This window comes from Streptomyces sp. NPDC055189, assembly GCF_053606765.1.
On sequence record NZ_JBSGSG010000023.1, the window covers coordinates 1 to 21,702 of the forward strand.

Here is a 21,702-nt window from a genome sequence, read left to right on the forward strand (position 1 = left end):
CGACCTTGCCGGTCTGGAAGGGCAGTTGGGCGTCACGGCCACCGACGACATCGACGCGGTCCTGGCCGCGGCGCCCGGGGCCGTGGTGTACGCGGCCTCCGGCGATCTGCGTCCCGACGAGGCCCTGGACGACATCGGCAGGGCGATCAGGGCCGGAGCCGTCGTCGTCACCCCCGCGCTCTACGCGTTCTACGACCAGCGCAGCGCCCCGCCCGAGCTGCGCGACCCGCTTCTCGCCGCGGTCGCGGAGGGCGGCGGCTCCCTCTTCGTGTCCGGCGTCGACCCGGGCTGGGGCAACGACGTCCTGCCGCTGCTCGTCAGCGGACTGGGCAGCACCATCGACGAGGTCCGCTGCCAGGAGATCTTCGACTACTCCACGTACGACCAGGAGGATTCCGTACGCCACCTGATCGGCATGGGCCATCCCATGGACTACGAGCCCCTGATGCTCGCCGAGACCATTCCGACCATGGTGTGGGGCGGTCAGATCCGGCTGATGGCCAGGGCGCTCGGCGTCGAACTCGACGACATACGCGAGACGTTGCAGCGACGCGCGCTCGACACCTCGGTGAGCACGCGGACGATGGGCGACTTCGAGGCGGGCACCCAGGGCGCCGTGCGGTTCGAGGTGCAGGGCATCGTCGGGGGCGTACCGCGCATCGTCATCGAGCACGTCACCCGCATCCACCCCTCCTGTGCACCGGACTGGCCGACGCCGCCCGACGGCGCGGGCGCGCACCGGGTCATCATCGAGGGCCGCCCGCGCATCCAGGTCACGGTCGAGGCGACCGACGAGGGCGACAACCGGTCGGCGGGCGGCAACGCCACCGCCGTCGGCCGGCTGGTCGGCGCCATCGACTGGCTCGTGGAGGCGGAACCCGGAATCTACGACGCCCTCGACGTCCCCCTGCGCCCCGCGACCGGCAAGCTCGGAAGGAGCAAGCAATGAGCGCAATGCACATAGACATCCCCGAGGGGCAGGAACCCATCGGGTACGTGTGGGGCGACATGGTCCCCGGCATCGGCACGGCCGCCGCGAACTTCTCCCTCGCTGTGTACGAGCACACGACCCTGGGACTGAGGGAGTTCGAGGCCGCCCGGCTGCGCGTCGCGCAGATCAACGGGTGCCTGTTCTGCCTCGACTGGCGCACCGAGCGCGAGGGGCAGAAGGTCGAGGAGGAGTTCGCCGAAGCGGTGACCCAGTGGCGCACCACCGACGCCTTCGACGACCGGACACGCCTGGCCGCCGAGTACGCCGAGCGGTACGCCCTGGATCACCATGGCCTCGACGAGGAGTTCTGGACGCGGATGACCGCGCACTACAGCCAGCGCGAGATCGTGGAACTGAGCATGAGCCTCGGTTCCTGGCTGGCGTTCGGCCGGCTCAACCACGTGCTCGGCCTCGATGCGGTGTGTGTGCTGCCCGGGCACTGAGTGTGTACTGCCCGGGCACTGACTCCCCGGTCAGCGAGGGATGGCGCTACACATCGGTGGCGATGATCTTCTCGATGTTCCGCTCGGCGAGCGCCGTGATGGTGACGAACGGGTTGACGCTCGTGTTGCCGGGGATCAGCGAACCGTCGATGACGTAGAGACCCGAATAGCCGTGCAGGCGGCCGTAGTTGTCGGTCGCCTTGTTCAGGACCGCGCCGCCGAGCGGGTGGTAGGTGAGATGGTCGCCCCAGATCTTGTACGTGCCGAACAGATCGGTGCGGTAGATCGTCCCCTCCTTTGAGTTGATCTTGTCGAAGATGGTCTTGGCGGCGTCGATGGCCGGCTGCTTCCAGGCGGTCTGCCAGTCGAGGTCGACCTTGCCCGCCGCCGCGTTCCAGGTGAAGGAGGCGCGGTGGGGGTTCTTGGTGATCGACAGGTAGAACGAGGCGTAGGTCTCGATCCCGGTGGGCAGCGGCGCGACCTCGGCGAAGGCGCCACCGGCCGCCCAGTTGTCGATGCCGCCCGTGGGGATGGCCGACTGGACCTTGCCCGTCGCGTCCCACATGTGGTTCGCGCGGCCGCACATGACGTTGCCGTTGTCGCCCCAGCCCTTGCCGATCTCGCCGTTGAGGTTCGGCAGCGCGCCGGTGGCTTTCAGTTTGACGAGCAGTTTGCTGGTGCCGACGCTGCCGGCCGCGAAGAACACCTTGGCCGCGGTCACGGACTTGGTGGCGGTGGTGGTGCCGCCGGTGTCGAGCTGCTCGATGACGACGGTGTAGCCGCCGCCGGACGCGGGGCGGACCGAAGTCACCCTGTGCAGCGGGGAGATGGTGACCTTGCCGGTCGCGGTGGCCTTGGCGATGTAGGTCTTCTGGAGTGACTTCTTGCCGTAGTTGTTGCCGTAGAGGATCTCCCCGGTGACCGCCGACTTGGGGACCGTCCCTGCCGCCTCCTGCTTCATGTAGTCCCAGTCGTAGACGCCGGGCACGAAGACGAACGGGAAGCCGGAACGCTGGGCGTGCTTACGGCCCACCCGTGAGTACTGGTAGCAGTCGACGCTGTCGAACCAGGCCGGGTCGATGGTGCTGACGCCGAGACCGGCGTTGGCGCGCGGGTAGTAGGTGGAGTACATCTCGTCGGCGTTCACCGACGGGAGGATGGCGCCGAAGTTCTCGCGCTTGGGCGTGACCGCCATGCCGCCGTTGACCAGCGAACCGCCGCCGACGCCGCGGCCCTGGTAGACGATGATCCCGCCCATCTCCTCGGCGTCGAGGATGCCGGTGTAGCGGGGGATGCTCTTGTCGATCGGGAAGCCGAGGAAGTTGCTCAGGGGCTGTTTGGTCTTGGTGCGCAGCCAGTAGGAGCGGCCGTCGGGCGAGGTCGTGTGGGCGAAGATCTTGCCGTCCGAGCCGGGGGTGTCCCAGGCCATGCCCATCTCGATCATGTGGACGTCGACGCCCGCCTGGGCGAGACGCAGGGCGGCGACGGAGCCGCCGTATCCGGTACCGATGATCAGCACGGGGACGCGGGCCCCGTCGCCGATGGGTCCGGCCGCGGCTGCGGACCGGGTGCGGGCGGCGGCCGGGAGGGCCTGAGCGGAGAGCGTGACGGCGCCAAGAATAGAACCAGTTCCAGCAATGAATCTTCGCCGCGTCACACCCTCTGAGCCAGTAATACGCATGGTAGTGCCACTCATGTGATGTTCCTCACTCTCGTAGGAATGGGAACGAGTTCTACTGCTACTGGCTTATTAAGTCACTGCATACCTAGAGGTAACTTCTGTCCGATCTTGTGCCGGTGCGGCGGCCCTTGTAAAGAAGTCTTTCTAAAGATAGCTTTACATCATGTCGGAGACTTCTGATCCAATCGACGCGGCCGGGAGTCACTTCCCGCCCCGCAGCATCCGCCTCACCGACCCCCGCGCCCTGCGCGCCTACGCCCACCCCACCCGCATGACCCTGGTCGGACTGCTGCGGCAGAGCGGGCCCTTCACGGCCACCCGCGCCGCCGAGCTGACCGGCGAGTCCGTCGCCAGTTGCTCGTACCACCTGCGGATACTCGCGAAGTACGGGCTCGTCGAGGTGGCGCCAGGCGGCCGGGGCCGCGAGAAGCCGTGGCGGGCGACGGCCCGGTTCACCGACTGGCCCGGATACAGCGAGGACGCCTCCGTGGCCGAGGCATCGGACGCCCTGAGCGCGGCGGTCGCCCGGCAGTACTTCGACCGTGCCGTCCGGGCCATGGAGCAGCGGCACCGGCTGCCGCGCGACTGGCGCGAGGCCGAGCAGTTCAGTGACTCGCTCCTCCACCTCACCCCCGAGGAGTTGACCGGCATCAGCGCGGGCGTCGACGCGCTGCTGCGGCCCTACGAGGACCGTGCGGCGGGCGAGCGCCCCGAGGGTGCGCGGCCCGTCAGCGTGCTGCGGCTCGCCTTCGTCGACCGGGAGATCCCGGAGGAAGTCCCGGACGGGGGAGCGGCGGACGGGGGAGCGGTGGACGAGGCGGCCGCGAACGAGGCGGCCGCGAACGAGGTGGGCTCGGACGGCGGAGACACCGGGACCGGCAGATGAAGTTACGGGAGCGGATACCCGGCCTGCTGCGCGAGCGCAGCTTCCGGCGCTACTGGACCGGGCAGACCGTCTCGCTCGTCGGCGACGAGATCTCGCTGATCGCCATCCCGCTCGCCGCCGTGCTCGTCCTCGGCGCCGACGCCGCCGAGATGGGCTGGCTCAAGGTCGCGGGGCTGCTGCCCACCCTGCTCCTGAGCCTGCCGCTCGGCGCATGGGCCGACCGGCAGACCCGGCGCAGGCGCGCCATGATCGCCGCAGACCTTGCCCGCGCGGCACTGGTCCTCACCCTGCCTCTCGCCTACCTGCTCGACGCCCTCACGCTCGGCCAGCTCTACGCGATCGCCTTCGGTGTCGGTGCGCTGACCGCCCTCTTCGACGTCTGCAACGCCACCCTGTTCGTGTCCCTCGTGCCCCCCGAGCGCTATGTGCAGGCCAACTCCCTTGTCAGCGGCAGCCGTTCGATGTCCTGGCTGGCCGGACCGGGGGTGGGCGGCTTGCTGGTGCAGTACCTCACCGCCCCCTTCGCCCTGGTCGCCGACGCCCTCACCTATCTGGTCTCGGCCCGCCAGCTCTCGACCATCAAGCCCGTCGAACCCGAACCGGCGCCGGTCACCAAGGGGCACTTCACGGCGGGGCTGCGCTGGGTCGTCGGGGACCCGACGATGCGGGCGCTGTTCGCGTGGTCCGGGACCATCCAGTTCTTCAACTTCATGTTCCACACGCTCTTCGTGCTCTACGCGACGGTCGAACTCGGCCTGAGCGCGGGCGTTCTCGGCGCGATACTCGGCGCCGGAGCCGTCGGCGGACTGATCGGGCGCCGCCTGCAGCGGCCGGCTCGTGCGCCGCTTCGGCGTCGGGGCTTCCGTTGTCGGCGGCTCCCTGGGATTCACGGTGCCCCTGCTGCTCGTACCACTCGCGGACGGGCCGCCGCCGCTGGTCGCCGGCACGCTCTTCCTCGCCGAATTCCTCTCCTGCGTCGGCGTGATGGTCGTCGACATCCCCGCCGCGTCGCTCCAGATGGCCCTGATCCCGCGCGCCATCCGGTCGCGGGTCATGGGCGCCTACCGCACCCTGAACCACGGCTTCCGCCCGCTCGGCGCACTGGCGGGCGGTGTGCTCGGCACGGCGATAGGTCTGCGCCCCACACTCTGGATCGGCACGGCGGGCGCCGTCATCGCGGTGCTGTGGCTCCTGCCGTCGCCGGTGCCGGGCATCCGGGAGCTGCCGGAGCCTGCCCCGCAGGACACCGTGCCCGCTTAGACCTCACAACTCCCTTACGCAACGGCCCTGTTGCGCGAACCGCAACCGCCCTGTTGCGCGAACCATTGACATCCCATCGCGGCGTGGAGAAGCTCCATCACGCCTGTGTTAACGCTAACACCGGGCCGTCACACACCTGGGGGAGCCGCCCATGTCAGGTAGACGCCACAGCCTTCAGCCGTCGCCGGGTGCCGTGTTCGACCGTCGTGCGCTCCTCGCCGCGGTCGGCGCCGGAGCACTCGTCACCGCCTGCGGGACCGCGAACGGGCAGCCGCCCGGCAAGGTCGCCGTGCTCGGCGACAGTGCCGCCTGGGAGAAGCCGATGGCCGCCGCGGGGGCGGCCATGGACGTGGTGGCGGGCCTGCGTCTCGTGCCGGAGGTCAATCCGTCCCTGGAGTCGTTCGAGCAGGTCGTCAAGTCCTCGCTGCGCACCTCCAAGACACCGGACATGCTCAAGTACTGGTCGGGCTACCGCCTCCAGGACCTGGCGCGGACCGGCGGCATCGTCGACCTGACCAGGCAGTGGGAGAACGCGGCCGGGAAGGGCTGGGTCGACGCCTCGTTACGGGACGCGTTCACCTACCGGGGACGGGTCTACGCCCTGCCGATGAACCTCGCGTACTGGGTGTTCTTCTACAACACCGAGGTGTTCGAGAAGCACCGCCTCAAGGCCCCCGGGACCTGGGACGACTTCCTCGCCGCCTGCGAGTGGCTGAAGAAGAGCGGGATCACCCCGCTGCACGGCTCGGCGGCCGACCGCTGGCCCGCCTTCATCTGGTTCCAGGAGGTCCTCAGCCGCCAGGACCCGCAGTTCTACGAGGACTTGATGAACGGGCGCGAGCGCCACACCGACCCGCGTGCCGAACGCGCCCTGCGCACGATCGAGTCCTTCTTCGACAAGGACTGGTTCACCCCCATGGACATGAGCCACGCCGACGCCGCCGCGGAGCTCGTCCACGGCAAGGTCGGCATGGTCCCCTGCGGCACCTGGCTCGGCTCGACCCTGGTGGGCGCGGGCGCGAAGCCCGGCAAGAACCTCGGCGCCTTCGTACTGCCCATGGCGGACCCGAAGGCCCGCCCCTGCGTCGTCTTCGAGTCCAGCGCCCTTGTCTGCACGGTGAAGGGACCCGACCGGACCGAGGCGGTGAAAGCAGCGGACAACTGGCTGCGTCCCCCCGTCATGGAGGCCTTCTCGCACAGCCTCCAGGACGGCTGCCCCAACCCGGCGACCATGCCTCCGAACCAGATGATCGCCGGCCTCGCGAGGAAGGTGCGCGGCGACAAACTCCGGCTGCTCAACCGCTTCTGGGAGCAAGGCCCGCCGGAACTGGTCGAAGCGACCGTCGACGACCTGGCCGGCTTCCTGCTGAACCCCTCCTCGTCCCGCGAGGTGCTGCGGACCATGCAGGAGCGCGCGGACGACGCATGGCAGGTGTGGCGGGAGGCGGAGGAGACATGACCGAGATCGTGACCCCGGCCCCGCACACGGCGAAGCCCGTACGCGTACGCCGCCGCGTCCCGACCCGCACCCCGCACCAGGCCGCCCGCGGCAACGGCAGACTCGGCGGACCGCTCGCCGCGCTGCCCTGGGCGCTGCCCGCCTTCGCCTTCGTCGGCGTACTCCTGGTCTATCCGTTCTTCCGCAGCGTCTACGACAGCTTCTTCGAGGCCAACGGCTTCACGAGCAGCTTCACCGGATTCGACAACTACGCGCGGCTCGCCGACGACCCGGTCTTCGGCCGCTCCCTGCTCAACACCCTGATGTGGGTGGCCGGGACGCTGCTTCTGCCCGTCCTTGCCGGACTGCTCATCGCCGTCGCCACGCACCGCATGCGGTTCGGCGGGATCGCGCAGCTGATCATCGTGCTGCCGTACGCGATCTCGGCCGCCGCCACCGCCGTCCTGTGGAACTTCATGCTGACCTCCGACGGCGCGGTCAATCAGGTCCTGCGCGGGATCGGCCTGGACTCCTGGGCGCAGACCTGGCTCCTGGAGTGGCCGCAGAACACCCTCTCGATGATCGTCGCCAGTACGTGGCAGGCCACCGGACTCAACGTCGTCCTCTTCGCGATCGGGCTGCGAGCCATTCCGAAGGACACCGTCGAGGCGGCCCAGCTGGACGGGGCGAGCGGCTGGCGGATGTTCCGGTACATCACACTGCCCCAGCTGCGGGCCGTGACCGTCGTCGTGGTCGGGATGGCCATCGTGAACAGCCTCAAGGCCTTCGACATGATCTGGATCCTCACCAAGGGCGGCCCCTCCCGCTCCTCCGAGACCCTCGCCCTGAGCATGTACCGCGAGGCCTTCCGGCTCTTCCACATCGGTTACGGCTCCGCGATCGCCCTGGTCCTCTCGGTGATCGTCGTCGCCTCCTCCTGGATGTACCTGCGCCGCCAGATGCCCGAGCCCGACTCCCGCGCCGCCGACGCCAAGGCCTGAGGAGGCTCCCATGGGACGCGCCCTGCGCCATGTCTTCGTCGCCGGATGCGTGCTGCTCTGGCTGATCCCGCTCTATCTCCTCGTGGTCAACGCCCTGACCCCGGCCGCCGAGTACACGGGCAAACCGGACTGGACCGTCCAGGGCTTCGACCTCGTCGAGAACCTCAAGACCGCCTGGAACGTGGCGGGCATCGGCGACAGCTTCCAGGCCTCGCTGCTCTACGCCGTGGTGTGCGGCCTCGCCGCGGTCCTCATCGCGGCCATGGCGGCGTTCGCCGTCGTCGTCCTGCCCATCCCGAAGCCCGCGTTCTGGTTCTGGCTGATCTACTCCGGCACGCTCTTCCCGCTCCAGATGTTCCTCGCACCGCTCTTCGGCCTGTACGCGGACGCCAACCTGTACGACACCAGGCTCGGGCTCATGCTCGTCTACTCCGCGTGGGCCGTGCCGTTCGCCTTCTTCCTGATCCGCAATCAGATGACGACCATGCCGCCCGAGTTGACCGAGGCGGCACTCATCGACGGGGCCTCCTTCCGGCGGATCTTCTGGCGCATTCACGTACCGCTGATGAAAGCGGGCCTCGCCGCGGCCTTCATCTTCCAGTTCACGGCCGTCTGGAACGACCTGCTCCTGGGCATCACGCTCAGCCGCAGCCCCGACGTCCAGCCGGTGATGGCCGCCCTGACCACCCTCAACAACGCCTACTCCTCGACAGGACCGCCCGTCATCCTGGCCGGCGCACTGATCGTCTCCGCGCCCACGCTCCTCCTCTTCCTGGTGTTCCGCGGTCTGTTCCTGCGCGGCGTCACCGCAACCGCCCGCTGAGACCCCCTGAGACCCGCCGAACCCCGCTGGAGGCAACCGCATGACGACACGGGCCCTCGTCCGCACCACCGACTGGGACAACGACCGGATTCGCGACAGCCTGCGCTCCTCCGTCGTCACCGCGGAGGGAAGTCTCGGCGACAGCGCCCTGAAGCTCACGCAGGAACCGCTGCTGCGCGAGGCGGCGCACGGCGACGGTCTCACACAGTCGCTGCGGATCGAGGCGGTCGACGGCTCGGCTCTGCCGTCGGAGTTCACCGTCCGCACCGAGTCCGGGACCGCACTGCCCGTCGAGCGACTCGAAGGCCCCGGCGGCTCCGTACGCCTCATGGTTCCCGCCGTCGACACCGGGACCCGCCTCACCGTCTGCCTCCCGGACAGCACCGAGGGCATCGGCATCGGACTCACCCCGCAGCGTCGCTGGACCCTCCACCTGATCCACCACTCCCACCTCGACATCGGCTACACCGACCCCCAGGGCCATGTCCTCGCCGAGCACCTCTCCTTCCTCGACTCCTGCCTGGAGCTGACCCGGGCCACCGACGACTGGCCCGCCGAGTCACAGTTCCGCTGGTGCGTCGAGTCGCTGTGGTCCTTCAGGCAGTGGGCCGACGCCCGCCCCGCCGAACAGGTCCGGGAGTTCGTACGCCGGGTGCGCGAGGGACGCATCGAGCTGACCGCGCTGCCGTTCAACCTGCACACCGAGACCTGCTCCACCGACGAGCTGCACGAACTGCTGCGCCTCGCCCGCGACGTGCGCGACCGGCACGGCGTCACGTTCACCTCCGCCATGCAGACCGACGTGCCCGGAGCGGTCGTCGGCCTGGTCGACGCGCTGTCCGCCGCCGGGATCAAGTACCTCTCCGTGGCGCACAACTGGGCCGGACGCTCCGTGCCCCACCTGGTCGGCGGGGAGAAGCTGCCCCGCCTCTTCCGCTGGCGCGCCCCCAGCGGCAACAGCGTCCTCGTCTGGGTCACCGACACCCCGCACGGCCTCGCCTACATGGAAGGCCCGCTGCTCGGCTTCGACACAAATTACGCGGACGTCGACGACCTGCTGCCCGCCTATCTGACCTCCCTGGCCACCAACCCCTACCCCTACCGCGGCGGCATCTTCGGCTGGGCCATGGACCAGACCGAGGTCAAGCGCGAGCCCTACCCCTGGGACGTGCTCCACCTGCGCGTCCAGGGCAAGTTCGGTGACAACGCGCCGCCCCGCCGCATCATCGCCGACACCGTCCGCCGCTGGAACGACACCTGGGCCTTCCCCCGGCTGCGGCTCTCCCGCAACGAGGACTTCTTCACCGACGCCGAGGCCAGGCTCGGCGGCGAGATCCGCACCTTCGAGGGTGACTGGACCGACTGGTGGGTCGACGGAGTCGGCTCCGGCGCGCGGCCGCTGTCCCTGGCCCGCACCGCACAGTCCGTGGTCGCCGACGCCCAGACCATCGGCACGTTCGCAGGCATCCTCGACGCCACGGGGGCCGAGGACGACACGCGGGACGCCGCCGGGGTCTACGAAGCGGTGTCGCTCTTCGACGAGCACACCTGGGGCGCCGGCGACCCGTGGACCCACGGCGACGAGGGCGGCCACTCCGGAGAACACCAGTGGCACTGGAAGTACGGGCAGGCGCTGCGCGCGTACGACGACGGCAACGCGCTCATCGGCCGGGCGAGCGCCCGCCTGGGGCAGCGGCTCGCGGTGTCACCGGGCGCCGCCGCCACCTACCACGTGATCAACACCTGCTCGTGGCCGCGCACGGACGTCGTACGGCTCTTCCTGCCGGAGAGCAGCGTGCCGCTTGAGCAGCCCGTGGCCGTGCACGACGCCCGCGACGGGCGCCGCCTCGACCACGAGGAACAGCCACAGACCAACGACGACCACCGCGACGCCGGACGGTTCCTGCTTGTCCGCGTGGACGAGGTGCCGCCCGCCGGGTCGGTACGCCTGGACATCACCGCCGACGCCACGCGGGCCGACGAGCGGTCACGGACCACCACCGTGAAGGCCGCCACCGGCTGGAACCCCACCGGCGGCACCGAGCGCGAGAACCCGGCCCAGACCGCCGCCGCGGCGCACGCCGTCCCCGGGGCGACCCTCCTGGAGAACGAACACCTCGCCGTCCGCGTCGACCTGGCGCACGCCTGTATCGCCTCGGTCGTCGACAAGGCGACCGGCCGCGAACTCGTCCGGCAGGACGCCACCGTCGGCTTCAACGGCTACATCCACGACAGCTACACCACCGCCGGAGCCTTCAACCACAACTCCAGCCGTACGACGGCGTCCGACCGCCTCGAACACCTCGGCAACCGCGCCGTGGCCCCGCCCGCCGCGCTCATCGCCCGCCGCTCCACGCCGACGGCCGAATCGATCACCTACGAGACCCGCCCCGCCGGAGCCAACCGGCTGCGCACCACCCTCACCCTGCCCGCGGGCGTACCCCGCCTCGACATCGAGAACCGCCTCGACAAGGACGCGACGCTGCGCAAGGAGAGCGCCTACTTCGCGTTCCCCTTCGCCTTCGAGGAGCCGGTCGTGCGGATGGAGGCCTCCGGCGGCCTGACGGGCACGAACCTCCCCGTGGTGCCGGGATCCGCCCTGCACATGCGGGCCGTACGCCGCTGGGTGACCCTCGCCGACGACGGGCTCGCGGTGGCCTGGTCGACGCAGGACGCGCCGCTGGTGCAGTTCGGCAACATCGCGCTGCCGTACGCGCCCTTCCCCAAGACCATGGGGCACGACGAGCCCGCCACCGTCTTCTCCTGGATCCACAACAACCTCTGGGACACCAACTTCCCCGGCGCGCAGGGCTTCGAGTTCACCTACCGCTACAGCCTGGCCTGCGGCCCCACCGCCGACGGGCTCGGCCCCCGGACGGCGGCGGCCCGGAGCCGTCCGCTGCGGGCCGTGCGTGCCAGAGGAGCCGAGCACGGCGGACCGGCGTCCCTCACCTTCGCCGACCTCGGGGACACCAGGGTCCGCCTGGTCGGTGCCACGACGCCGCGGCCCGGCGAGGTCCTGCTCCGGCTCCAGTCGTTCGCGCAGGAGCCGGTGGCCTGCCCGGTACGCGTCGGCTTCCCGGTCACGGCCGCCCACCGCGCGGACTATCTGGGCGGAGCAGTCAGTGAACTTCCGCTGTCGGGGGGCACGTTGACCGTCGACGTACCGGCACTCGGCACGACCGCCGTGCTGCTCGTACGTCCCTGAATTCCAGTGAAGAACCTCCGCTCGAAGGAGCATGCGTGTACCGGCTCGACCCGCGTTACCCCCCGGCACCGGGGACCGTACTGACCGGCGGCTGGCAGGCGGTGGCCGCCCAACTGCCCTCTGAACCCGCGATCGTGGCCGTCGAGGGGCCACCCGCCGCCGACTGGGAGACCATCGCGGCCCGGCTCACCGCCGCCTGCCCCTTCCCCGTGCGCACCCTCGACATCCGTACGCGCTACGCACCCCCCGCCGTGGTGCGCCGCCGCACCATGAGCGCCCCGGACGCCGACGACCCCTACTACTGCAAGCTCGCCGAGAACCCCCTGTCCGATCTGTTCGAGGAACTCCCGCGCGGCGACGACGGCGACAGCGACCTGGAGGACCTGCTGCTCGTCTACGGCCCCGGCGCCTCCCTGGTCCTGCACGACGTGCTCTGGTACGCCGACCTGCCCAAGCGGCACGCGGAGTCCGCGGTGGCGGCCGGGGAGGTGAGCAACCTCGGACTGCCCGGTGAGCGGGCCGAGTTGAAGCGGCTCTTCTTCGTGGACTGGCCGATGCTCGACCGCCACCGCGACGCGGTCGCCGGCCAGCTGGACGGATGGCTGGACGTGCAGGACCCCGAGCAGCCGGTGTACCTCGACGGGGACGGCCTGCGAGCGAGCTACGCCGACCTCGCGCGCCGCCCCGTCCGCACCAGACCGTTCTTCAACTCAACGCCCTGGGGCGGGCATTGGGGGCAGCGCGCACTCGGATTCAACTCGGGCGCACTCAACACCGCCCTCGGCTACGAACTCATCGCCCCCGAAGCGGGCATCCTCATCGGCCACGGTCCCGGGGCCCAGGCGGAGGTCCCCTTCCAGCTCCTGTGCGTCCTGCACCCCGACGAGGTGCTCGGGCCGGACGCGCACGCCCGCTTCGGCACGTCCTTCCCGATCCGCTTCGACTATCTGGACACCGTGGGCGGCGGCAACCTTTCGGTGCACTGCCACCCCAAGGAGCCGTACATGAGGGAGCGGTTCGGCTGGCACTACACGCAGCACGAGACGTACTACATGACCCTCGGCAGCGCGGACACCCGCGTCTATCTCGGCCTGCGCGAGGACGCCGACCCCGCGCTCTTCCGCAAGGAGATCGAGGAGGCGGCGCACGACGGGGTGGCGATGGACCCCGCCGACCACGTCATGACGTTCCCCGCCGACCAGGGCAGGCTCTTCATGATCCCGGCGGGCACCCCGCACGCCAGCGGCGCGGGCAACCTCGTACTGGAGATCAGCGCGACCCCGTACCTCTACAGCCTGCGCTTCTACGACTGGCTGCGGCCGGACGCCGACGGCAAACCGCGCCCCCTGCCCTACGAGCACGGCCTCGCCAACCTGGAGACCGAGCGGCGCGGGGACGCGGTGAGACGCGACCTGGTCCAGGAGCCGTACGTCCTGCGGCGCGGGCACGGCTGGCACGAGGAACTGCTCGGCTCGCTCGACGAGATGTTCTACGAGGTCCGGCGCTACGTCCTTGACGCGGACGCCGAAGCCGCCGACGACACGGCGGGGCGCTTCCACGTCCTGAACGTGGTGGAGGGCGAGGGGATCACGGTGCTCACCTCGGCGGGCGACCGGCACACACTGGCGTACGCGGAGACGCTGACGGTGCCCGCGGCCGTCGGCGGCTACCGCCTGCTGGCGCGGGGAGGCCCGGCCAAGGTGGTCAAGGCGCTCGTGCGGGACCGCCGCGGTGCGGGTGCGAGCCCGTCGTGAGAGCCGTCCTGGAGATCGGCGGCACCCATGTCACCGCCGCTCTCGTGGACCCGATGCGCGGCCGGGTGAGCCGGCGGATCCGGCGGCCACTGGACGCGTGGGGCAACGCCGAGCACATTCTCGGCACGGTCGTGCGCTGCGCCGGTGAGCTTCAGGTGCCCGCCGGTCAGGTGTGGGCCGCAGCGGTGCCGGGGCCCTTCGACCACGAGAAGGGCATCGCCCGCTTCAGGGGCGTGGGGAAGTTCGACGACCTGTACGGCATCGACGTGCGCGCGGTGCTCGTCGACGGCCTGTGGCCCCGGCCCGCGGACGTGGTGTTCCTGAACGACGCGCACGCGTTCGCGCTGGGGGAGTGGAGCGCGGGCGCGGCGGTCGGCCACCGCCGCTGTGTGGGCATCACCCTGGGGACGGGGGTGGGGTCGGCGTTCCTCGCGGACGGGATCGTGCGCCGCGAAGGGCCCGGCGTGCCGCCCGGCGGCCGCGTCGACCTGCTGCGCTGGTCCGGCGCGCCGCTGGAACACTTCGTGTCGCGGCGGGCGATCCTGGCCCGCTACGAAAGCCGGTACGGCGCACGCCCCGGCGAACGCCGCGTGGATGTCCGGGACATCGCCGTACGGGCGAGGGAGGGCGAGCGCTGGGCCGCGCAGGTGCTTGACGAGGCCCTGGCCGCTCTCGGTACTGTCCTGGCCCCGTACGTACGGGACTTCGGCGCGTCGGTGGTCGTGGTCGGCGGCGCCATGGCGCTTTCCTGGGACTTGGTCGGCCCCGCCCTGAGCACCGGCTTCGGGAATACTCCGGTAAGACCGCGCCAGGGCACGCTGGGCGCGGACGCGGCGCTGATCGGGGCGGCGGAGTACGCCGGTGTCGCCGGGCGGTGAGGGCGGCCCGTGGGACCCGGGAGAGAGGACAACACGTGACGATGCCTGAACCGCGTTCCCCCGCGGACGGCCCGGCCACCCTGCGGGACGTCGCCCAGCGGGTGGGAGTCAGCGCGATGACCGCGTCCAGGGCCCTGCGCGACGACCCCAGCGTGCTCCCGGCCACCCGGGAGCGCATCCGCGCCGCTGCGGCGGAGCTCGGCTACCGGCCCAACGAAGTGGCCCGCAGCCTCCGCCTGGGCCGGGGCACCGGCCTGGTCGGGCTCGTCGTCACGAACCTCGCCAATCCCTTCTACTCGCGCCTCGCCCTCGGAGTGGACTCCGTCATCGGGGGCGACGGCTTCAAGACCGTCATCGGGAACACCGGGCAGGACCTGGACAGCGAACGCGAACTCGTCGCCGACCTGGTGGCCCGCCGCGTCGACGGCATCATCGCCGTACCCGCCGCGGCCGATCAGCGCCATCTCGCCGCCGCGGCGGCCGACGGCGTACCCGTGGTGCTCGCCAGCAGGCCGCCCGAAGGGTTCGAGGCCGACTGCGTCCTGGTCGACGACTTCGGCGGGGCCCGCGCCGCCACCGCCCGGCTGATCACCCGCGGCCACCGCAGGATCGGCTTCCTCGGCTCACCGCCCGCCGTCTACACCGGAACCGAGCGCCTGCGCGGATACGCCGCCGCCCTCGCCGCCCATGGCATCCCCTTCGACGACAGCTGCGTACGGCAGGGCCAGACCGAGCCGCGCGAGGCCCGGCGCGCCGCAGCCGAACTCCTTGCGCTGCCCGAGCCGCCCACCGCGCTGTTCTGCTCCAACAACCGCAACACGATAGGGGCGTTCCGCGCCATCCGCGCGTCCGGCACCGACACCGCGCTCGCGGGCTTCGATGACTTCGAGCTCGCCGACTCGCTGGGCCTGCCGCTCACGCTCGTGGCGTACGACAGCGATGAAGTGGGCCGGGTGGCGGGCCAGTTGCTCGCGGACCGGCTGCGGGGGAAGGGCTCCGACCCCGACAAGAAGTCCGTACTGGGCTCGGTGCAGCGCATCGTGACGCCCACCAGCCTGGTGGAGTACGGCAGTTGACGCCAGGGCCGCTCGTTTGGATCAGGCCCTAGCCGCCCGGCGTCGGTTCCGCTTCGGCGCCCGCCCTGCGGCGCTGCCGCGAGGCCCGCAGGTTCGCGGCGTTCCCGCAGTCGCGGGTGGAGTGCCAGACGCCGCTGTTGTTGCGGGAGCGGTCGTAGAACGCCGTGGCGCAGCGTTCGTTGCGGCAGATCTTCAGGCGCCGCCACTCTCCGGTCGTCTGGGCGAGCAGCGCCTCGCACAGCACGGCCGAGGTCAGCCAGCGCCAGCCCTCGCCCTCGGGTTCGGTGGTCAGGGCCGCGTCGCCGTGCAGGCTGACCTGGAGGGCGCAGGAGGTGTAGCGCGGGGTGTCGCCCTCGCCGCCGTCGCTCTCGCCGCCGGTGCTGCCGCACCGCGAGTGCAGGGCGCGGCGCAGCTGTTCGCGCAGTTGCCGCAGCTTGGGCAGGTCCTCTTCGGTGAGGGTGAGCCGCACCGCCGTGCGCCCCGTCCGCTCGGCCCAGGTGGGCAGCGCCACGGAGATCCAGTCCTGCGCGGCGGTCACGTCACCGAGCAGATCGGCGTCGGGTGCGCCGCCGGAGGGCGCGGTGTTCAGCATGTCCTGCACGAGCCCCAGGCCGCCGGGGACGGCGGTGGGGAAATAACGCTCGGTGGCAGGCCAGGTCATGGACATATCCTACGCGACCGCGGGCGACAGTAGCGTATGGGCTTAGCTGCCGTCGCCCGGAGTGCGGTCCCGGGCGTCGCCGGGACCGCATCGGGTGGCTGTCGCTCAGACCAGGCTCGTCAGCTGCGACTTGTCGAAGGGCAGCGCGTCGCCGAGCCGGCTCTCCAGGGCCTTGGCCGCCCACTCCGGGTCGGCGATGAGGGCGCGGCCCACCGCGACCAGGTCGAACTCGTCCCGCTCCAGGCGGTCGATGAGCGGGTCGATGCCGGTGGCGGCGGACGGCGCCGCCCAGCCCTGCGCACCGATGAACACCTGGTCGAGGCCGACCGAGCCCACGGTGACCACGGGCACCCCGGACACCTTCTTGACCCAGCCCGCGAGGTTGAGGTCGCTGCCCTCGAACTCGGGCTCCCAGTAGCGGCGGGTGGAGGCGTGCAGGACGTCGACGCCCGCGTTCACCAGCGGCGTGAGCAGGCGCTCCAGTTCCTCGGGGGACTGGGCGAGCTGCGCGTCGTAGCTGCCGGCCTTCCACTGCGAGAGCCGGAAGAAGACGGGGAAGTCGGGCGAGACGGCGGCCCGTACGGCCGCGACGATCTCCGCGGCGAAGCGGGTGCGGGACTCGATGTCGCCGCCGTAGCCGTCGGTGCGCCGATTGGTGCGCTCCCAGAGGAACTGGTCGATCAAGTAGCCGTGCGCGCCGTGCAGTTCGACTCCGTCGAAGCCGATGCGCTCGGCGGCGGCAGCGGCGTCCGCGAACGCCCGGATCACGTCGTCGAGGTCGTCGGCCGTCAGGGCGCTGCCCTTGGGCTGTCCGTCCAGGCCGATCGCGGAGGGGCCCGCCGCGGGGGCGGAGGGCACCGGGCCCTTGCCCTCGTCGCGGGTGATGCCGACGTGCCACAGCTGCGGAATGATCTTCCCGCCCGCTCCGTGCACGGCGTCGACCACCTTGCGCCAGCCTTCGAGGGCGTCGTCGCCGTGGAAGCGCGGGACCCGGTCGCTCGTGCCGGCGGAGGCGTGGCCGACGTACGTCCCCTCGGTGATGATCAGGCCGACGCCGGCGGCGGCCCGGCGGGCGTAGTACTCCGCCACGTCCGCGCCCGGTACGCCGCCCGGCGAGAACTCCCGGGTCATGGGTGCCATCACGATGCGGTTGGGCAGGGTGAGGCTGCCGACGCTGAAGGGGCGATCGAGGGTCTGGGGGGTGCGCGCGGTCTGCGACGGCGAGGTCATGCGTCCTCCTGGCAGGGAACGAGGGTTGATCATTATGTGATCGATGACGCAAGCGTACCCGCTTTACTCATGTCGCCGGGTGTGGGTCCCGCCACGCCGTCCCCGCGGCCCCGACGCCGGCCCGCACCATCCGGGGCCCACGGTCATGAGCCGACGAGGGCCGAACCTCCCGACGGCCCACGGGAATACGCCGCAGCGTGGGACAATTCCCGCGTGGACGGGGGGATCCTCGAGCGGGATCGCGAACTGGTTCGGCTGACCGCCGCGGCACGGGAAGCGGCCGGCGGCGCGGGTTCGGTGGCGCTCGTCTTCGGCGAGGCCGGGATCGGCAAATCAAGCCTCGTGAACGCGCTGCCGGGAGCACTGTCCGCGCAGGCCAGGGTGCTTGTGGGGCAGTGCGACGACCTCGCCATGCGGCGCCCGCTCGGCCCCTTCCGTGACCTTGTCGGGAGCGTACGGGCGGAGCTGGCGCAGGCGGTCACCGAGGGCGGCGACCGGTACCGGGTGTACGACGCGCTGCGGGCCGAGCTCGGTGATCCGCCGCATCCGACGGTCCTGGTCGTAGAGGACGTGCACTGGGCGGACGAGGCCTCTCTCGACGCACTGCGATTCCTGGTACGCCGCATGGACCGCATGCCCGCGGTCCTCGTGCTGACCTACCGTGACGACGAGCTGAGCCGCGAACACCCCCTGCGCCACCTCCTGGGCCAGGTGTCACAGGCCGCCCGCGTGCACCGGGTCCCGCTGTCCCGCCTGTCCCGCACCGCGGTGCGCACCCTGAGCGCGGCGAGCCGCCTCGACGCCGCCCAGGTGTACGCCGTGACGTCGGGCAACCCCTTCTACGTCGCCGAGGTCGTCGCGGCTGGCGGCACCGGGGACGTGCCCCCGACCGTGGTCGACGCCGTCCTGGCCCGGCTTCGCGGCCTGGACGACGCGGCACGCGACGCGCTCGAACAGCTCGCCGTGGTGCCGTCGGCGGCCGAGCGCCCCCTGGCCGACGCGCTGCTGCCGGAGGGCCTCGGCCAGCTGACCGCGGCCGAGCGGCGCGGCCTGCTCGTCGTGTCCCCGGAGCGCGTGATGTTCCGGCACGAGATCATCCGGCGGGCCATCGCGGACTCGCTGCCCGCGGCACGGCGCATCGAGCTCAACCGCAAGGTGCTCACCGTCCTGGTCGCACAGCCCGGCGCCGACTACTCGCGCATCGTCCACCACGCCGCCCAGGCCGGCGACCAGGACGCCATCGCACGCTACGGCCCCGACGCGGCCAGGGACGCCGCGCGCACCGGCGCGCACCGGGAGGCCGCCGCCCAGCTGCGCCTTGTCCTGCGCCAGCGCGGCCGCTACGGCCCGGCGGAACTCGCCGACCTGCTCGAACGATTCGCGGTGGAGAGCTACACCATCGCCGACTCCCCGGCCGCCGTCGGCGCCCAGCGGGAAGCCGTCGCCCTGCGCCGCTCGCTGGGCGACCTGCGGGCGCTCGGCGCCGATCTGCGCTGGCTCTCGCGCATCCACTGGTGGGCGGGCGACGCGGACGCGGCGCAGGAGGCCGCCAGGGAAGCCATCGACGTACTCGAACAGGCCGGGGACGAGAAGCTGCTCGCGCTCGCGCTCAGCAACACCTCCCAGCTGCGCATGCTCTCCGACCGGTATGCCGAGGCCGTCGGATTCGGCGAGCGCGCCATCACCCTGGCCCGGCGCACCGGCGACGCGGCGATCCTCTCGCACGCCCTGAACAACGTGGGCACCGCACGCTGGCGCGGCGGCGATCCGCTGGGGCGCCCGCAGCTGGAGGAGAGCCTGGCGGTCGCCCTGAAGGCGGACGAGGCCGAGCACGCCTGCCGGGCCTACGCCAACGTCATCTGGACGCTCCTGGAGAACCTCCGCTTCGCGGAGGCGGACCACTTCCTGGGGCCCGCCATGGAGTTCGCCGACCGCACGGAACATCTGGGGTTCCTGCGCTACCTCCAAGTGGAGCTCGCGCTGCGGCAGTTCGCCGCGGGGAAGTGGGACGAGGCGGAGCAGCAGGCCGAGTCCGGTGACGCGCAGGAGTTCCCGCCCGCGCGCTGCCCCGCGCTGACCGTCCTCGCGCGCGTGCGGATCCGGCGCGGCGCGGACGGCGGCGAGGAACTTCTGGGACGGGCCTGGGAGGTCGCCGCGCGGACGAGGGAGCTCCAGCGCACGGCCCCGGTCGCGGCGGCCCGTGCGGAGGCGGCCTGGCTGCGCGGTGACCTCGCGGCCGTGACCGACGCCGTCGGCCCGCTCTACGCACAGGCGCGCTCCCTGGCCGCGACGCCGTACCGCGCGGAGCTCGGCCACTGGCTCGCCAAGGCGGGGCAGCCCGTCTCCGTGGACGGCTCGGACCATCCCTACGACCTGCAGGCCGCCGGGCGATGGCGCCCGGCCGCCGAGGCCTGGCGGGCGGCCGGCTGCCCCTACGAGCACGCCGCCGCCCTCGCGGACAGCCCGGACCCGACGGACAAGCTCACCGCGCTCGCCGCCCTCGACGCCCTGGGCGCCGAGCCCCTGGCCCGCATCGTCCGCGCCGATCTGCGCACCCTGGGCGTGGCCCGCATTCCGCGCGGTCCGCACGCGGCGACCCGCCGCAACCCCGCCGGCCTCACCGGACGCCAGCTCCAGGTCGGCCGCCTCCTGGCGGAGGGCCTGACCAACATCGAGATCGCCGCCCGGCTCTTCCTGTCCGTCCGCACGGTCGACAACCACGTCCGTGCGGTCCTGGAGAAGCTCGGCGCCCGCACCCGGCGCGAGGTCGCCGCCCGCGCGGCGCAGCTGGGCATCGAGATCGACCGCGAAAAGTAGGCAACGGCCGGACATTAGCTGGGTGGCGAGGACGTCTACCGGCGCGGCGGGGGCGGCACTAGAACGGGCTCATCGGATGCCCCGATCCAACGGGGGAGACCATGACGGGGGAGCCCATGACGCCAGCACAGGAAGCACGCAGGGAACTGGCCGGATTCAAAGGGGAGTTGAAGGGACCGGACGACGCCGGGTACGACGAGGCGCGCGCCGTCTACAACGCCATGGCCGACAAGCGTCCCGCACTCGTCGCCCGCTGCACCGACGCCGACGACGTCTCCCGCGTCATCGGCTTCGCCCGCGCGCACGGCCTGCCGCTCGCGGTCCGCGGCGGCGGCCACCACGGAGCGGGCCTGGGCACCGTCGAGGGCGGCGTGGTCGCCGACCTGTCACCGCTCAAGGCGATCGAGGTCGACGCGGCGGCCCGCACGGTACGGGTCGGCGGCGGCTGTGTGTGGGGCGAGGTGGACCGTGCCACGCACGAACACGGCCTGGCCGCACCGAGCGGCATCATCTCCTCGACGGGCGTCGGCGGCCTCACCCTGGGCGGCGGCCTCGGCCACCTCACGCGCAGGTTCGGGCTGAGCATCGACAACCTCCTGGAGGCCGACCTCGTCCTCGCCGACGGCCGTCAGGTGCGGGCCGGCGCCGAGGAGAACAGCGACCTGTACTGGGCGGTCCGCGGGGGCGGCGGCAACTTCGGCGTCGTCACCTCTTTCCTCTTCCGGCTGCACGAACTGAGCACGGTCATCGCGGGCCCCACCTTCTGGGCCGCCGAACAGGGCGGTGAAGTCCTCGCCGCCTACCGCGACTTCCTGCCCGGGCTGCCCCGCGAGGTGACCGGCTTCTTCATGTTCGGCACCGTGCCCCCCGCCCCGCCCTTCCCCGAGAGCCTCCACCTGCGCAAGATCTGCGGCGTCGTGTGGTGCCACACCGCCGGGAACCAGGCCGCCGCGGACCGGGCCATGGCGCCCCTCCTCGACGCGCTGCCCGATCCGCTCCTGCACGCCGTGGGGGAGATGCCGCATCCGGTGCTCCAGTCCATGTTCGACGGGCTCTACCCGCCCGGCGACCAGTGGTACTGGCGGGCGGACTTCGTCGACGAGATCCCGGACGACGCCGTCGCCCTGCACGCCAAGTTCGGCGTCGAGGTGCCGACCATGAAGTCGACGATGCACCTGTATCCCATCGACGGGGCCGCCCACGACCCCGGCGCCGCCGACACCGCCTGGAGCTACCGCGGCGCCCGCTGGGCCTGCGTGTACGCGGGAGTGGACACCGACCCGGCCAACGCCGACCTCATCAAACGCTGGACCGTCGACTACTTCGACGCGCTGCACCCGTACTCGGCGGGCGGCGCCTACGTGAACATGATGATGGACGAGGGCCAGGAACGCGTACGGGCGAGCTACCGGGACAATTACCCGCGCCTGGCGCGCATCAAGGCCGCCTACGACCCGGACAACGTCTTCCGCCTCAACCAGAACATCGAGCCCGACCCGCACGGCCCCGCGTAACTCCCGCGGCCCGCCCGCCGCGCCGGTGCGCTGCGGGGACC

The 21,702-nt window shown here is 71.6% G+C and carries 16 protein-coding genes and 1 pseudogene; 14 read left to right on the forward strand and 3 right to left on the reverse strand.

Features of this window, described 5'->3' with window-relative positions:
- Together ACWFR3_RS18830 and ACWFR3_RS18835 are read left to right on the forward strand one after the other, a co-directional pair.
- The coding region (locus ACWFR3_RS18830) for an NAD(P)H-dependent amine dehydrogenase family protein (protein WP_453735714.1) at positions 1-949 on the forward strand (949 nt) is incomplete at its 5' end.
- A 5-nt stretch (positions 950-954) separates the two neighbouring features.
- Positions 955-1,434, forward strand: coding sequence for a carboxymuconolactone decarboxylase family protein (locus ACWFR3_RS18835; RefSeq protein ID WP_453735794.1), 480 nt, complete (start codon positions 955-957; stop codon positions 1,432-1,434).
- A 46-nt stretch (positions 1,435-1,480) separates the two neighbouring features.
- Here ACWFR3_RS18835 and ACWFR3_RS18840 read toward each other — a convergent pair whose 3' ends face one another.
- Positions 1,481-3,130 (reverse strand): GMC oxidoreductase, encoded by a 1,650-nt coding sequence (locus ACWFR3_RS18840; RefSeq protein WP_453735715.1) that lies wholly within the window; start codon positions 3,128-3,130, stop codon positions 1,481-1,483.
- 148 nt (positions 3,131-3,278) lie between these two features.
- Here ACWFR3_RS18840 and ACWFR3_RS18845 point away from each other — a divergent pair, with 148 nt between their 5' ends.
- From ACWFR3_RS18845 to ACWFR3_RS18890, 10 genes and pseudogenes are all read left to right on the forward strand, one after another.
- On the forward strand, positions 3,279-4,001 hold the full coding sequence (locus tag ACWFR3_RS18845) for a winged helix-turn-helix domain-containing protein (RefSeq protein ID WP_453735716.1): 723 nt from the start codon (positions 3,279-3,281) through the stop codon (positions 3,999-4,001).
- Positions 3,998-4,768 (forward strand): annotated as a pseudogene (locus ACWFR3_RS18850) (MFS transporter); the annotation flags it as partial. The gene ACWFR3_RS18845 and the pseudogene ACWFR3_RS18850, both read left to right, overlap by 4 nt.
- Before the next feature lie 70 nt (positions 4,769-4,838).
- Entirely contained in the window at positions 4,839-5,261 is a 423-nt protein-coding gene (locus ACWFR3_RS18855) for a hypothetical protein (protein WP_453735717.1), read from the forward strand.
- Between the two features lie 151 nt (positions 5,262-5,412).
- On the forward strand, positions 5,413-6,720 hold the full coding sequence (locus ACWFR3_RS18860; RefSeq protein WP_453735718.1) for an ABC transporter substrate-binding protein: 1,308 nt from the start codon (positions 5,413-5,415) through the stop codon (positions 6,718-6,720).
- The gene (locus tag ACWFR3_RS18865; RefSeq protein ID WP_453735719.1) at positions 6,717-7,700 is read left to right on the forward strand and encodes a carbohydrate ABC transporter permease; all 984 of its coding nucleotides are present in this window, start codon (positions 6,717-6,719) and stop codon (positions 7,698-7,700) included. Before ACWFR3_RS18860 ends, ACWFR3_RS18865 begins: the two co-directional genes overlap by 4 nt.
- A 10-nt stretch (positions 7,701-7,710) precedes the next feature.
- Complete coding sequence (locus ACWFR3_RS18870; RefSeq protein WP_453735720.1) at positions 7,711-8,523, forward strand: carbohydrate ABC transporter permease; 813 nt, start codon at positions 7,711-7,713, stop codon at positions 8,521-8,523.
- Positions 8,524-8,563: 40 nt separating this feature from the next.
- Positions 8,564-11,731 (forward strand): glycoside hydrolase family 38 N-terminal domain-containing protein, encoded by a 3,168-nt coding sequence (locus ACWFR3_RS18875; protein WP_453735721.1) that lies wholly within the window; start codon positions 8,564-8,566, stop codon positions 11,729-11,731.
- Between the two features lie 35 nt (positions 11,732-11,766).
- A complete protein-coding gene (locus ACWFR3_RS18880) occupies positions 11,767-13,485 on the forward strand; it encodes a class I mannose-6-phosphate isomerase (RefSeq protein ID WP_453735722.1) in 1,719 nt (572 codons plus the stop codon).
- Positions 13,482-14,363, forward strand: coding sequence for an ROK family protein (locus ACWFR3_RS18885; RefSeq protein ID WP_453735723.1), 882 nt, complete (start codon positions 13,482-13,484; stop codon positions 14,361-14,363). Before ACWFR3_RS18880 ends, ACWFR3_RS18885 begins: the two co-directional genes overlap by 4 nt.
- A 41-nt stretch (positions 14,364-14,404) precedes the next feature.
- A complete protein-coding gene (locus ACWFR3_RS18890; RefSeq protein WP_453735795.1) occupies positions 14,405-15,439 on the forward strand; it encodes a LacI family DNA-binding transcriptional regulator in 1,035 nt (344 codons plus the stop codon).
- Positions 15,440-15,467: 28 nt separating this feature from the next.
- Here ACWFR3_RS18890 and ACWFR3_RS18895 read toward each other — a convergent pair whose 3' ends face one another.
- Both ACWFR3_RS18895 and ACWFR3_RS18900 read right to left on the reverse strand, forming a co-directional pair.
- Entirely contained in the window at positions 15,468-16,100 is a 633-nt protein-coding gene (locus tag ACWFR3_RS18895) for a CGNR zinc finger domain-containing protein (protein ID WP_453735724.1), read from the reverse strand.
- Between the two features lie 105 nt (positions 16,101-16,205).
- Positions 16,206-17,330 carry an NADH:flavin oxidoreductase gene (locus tag ACWFR3_RS18900; RefSeq protein WP_453735725.1) on the reverse strand — a complete coding sequence of 375 codons (1,125 nt, stop codon included), beginning with the start codon at positions 17,328-17,330 and terminating at the stop codon, positions 16,206-16,208.
- Positions 17,331-17,543: 213 nt separating this feature from the next.
- On the opposite strand from ACWFR3_RS18900, the gene ACWFR3_RS18905 reads away from it, so the two are divergent.
- A complete protein-coding gene (locus ACWFR3_RS18905) occupies positions 17,544-20,147 on the forward strand; it encodes an ATP-binding protein (RefSeq protein ID WP_453735726.1) in 2,604 nt (867 codons plus the stop codon).
- Positions 20,148-20,263: 116 nt separating this feature from the next.
- Positions 20,264-21,661: an FAD-binding oxidoreductase gene (locus tag ACWFR3_RS18910; protein WP_453735727.1), complete on the forward strand. Its 1,398-nt coding sequence runs from the start codon at positions 20,264-20,266 to the stop codon at positions 21,659-21,661.
- Positions 21,662-21,702 lie beyond the last annotated feature (41 nt).

Excerpts from the sequence above, each read along its gene's own strand:
- ACWFR3_RS18835 (WP_453735794.1), top strand. The coding sequence starts at position 955 with ATGCACATAGACATCCCCGAGGGGCAGGAACCCATCGGGTACGTGTGG.
- ACWFR3_RS18840 (WP_453735715.1), bottom strand. The coding sequence starts at position 3,130 with ATGAGTGGCACTACCATGCGTATTACTGGCTCAGAGGGTGTGACGCGG.
- ACWFR3_RS18845 (WP_453735716.1), top strand. The coding sequence starts at position 3,279 with ATGTCGGAGACTTCTGATCCAATCGACGCGGCCGGGAGTCACTTCCCG.
- ACWFR3_RS18860 (WP_453735718.1), top strand. The coding sequence starts at position 5,413 with ATGTCAGGTAGACGCCACAGCCTTCAGCCGTCGCCGGGTGCCGTGTTC.
- ACWFR3_RS18865 (WP_453735719.1), top strand. The coding sequence starts at position 6,717 with ATGACCGAGATCGTGACCCCGGCCCCGCACACGGCGAAGCCCGTACGC.
- ACWFR3_RS18870 (WP_453735720.1), top strand. The coding sequence starts at position 7,711 with ATGGGACGCGCCCTGCGCCATGTCTTCGTCGCCGGATGCGTGCTGCTC.
- ACWFR3_RS18875 (WP_453735721.1), top strand. The coding sequence starts at position 8,564 with ATGACGACACGGGCCCTCGTCCGCACCACCGACTGGGACAACGACCGG.
- ACWFR3_RS18890 (WP_453735795.1), top strand. The coding sequence starts at position 14,405 with ATGCCTGAACCGCGTTCCCCCGCGGACGGCCCGGCCACCCTGCGGGAC.
- ACWFR3_RS18895 (WP_453735724.1), bottom strand. The coding sequence starts at position 16,100 with ATGACCTGGCCTGCCACCGAGCGTTATTTCCCCACCGCCGTCCCCGGC.
- ACWFR3_RS18900 (WP_453735725.1), bottom strand. The coding sequence starts at position 17,330 with ATGACCTCGCCGTCGCAGACCGCGCGCACCCCCCAGACCCTCGATCGC.
- ACWFR3_RS18910 (WP_453735727.1), top strand. The coding sequence starts at position 20,264 with ATGACGCCAGCACAGGAAGCACGCAGGGAACTGGCCGGATTCAAAGGG.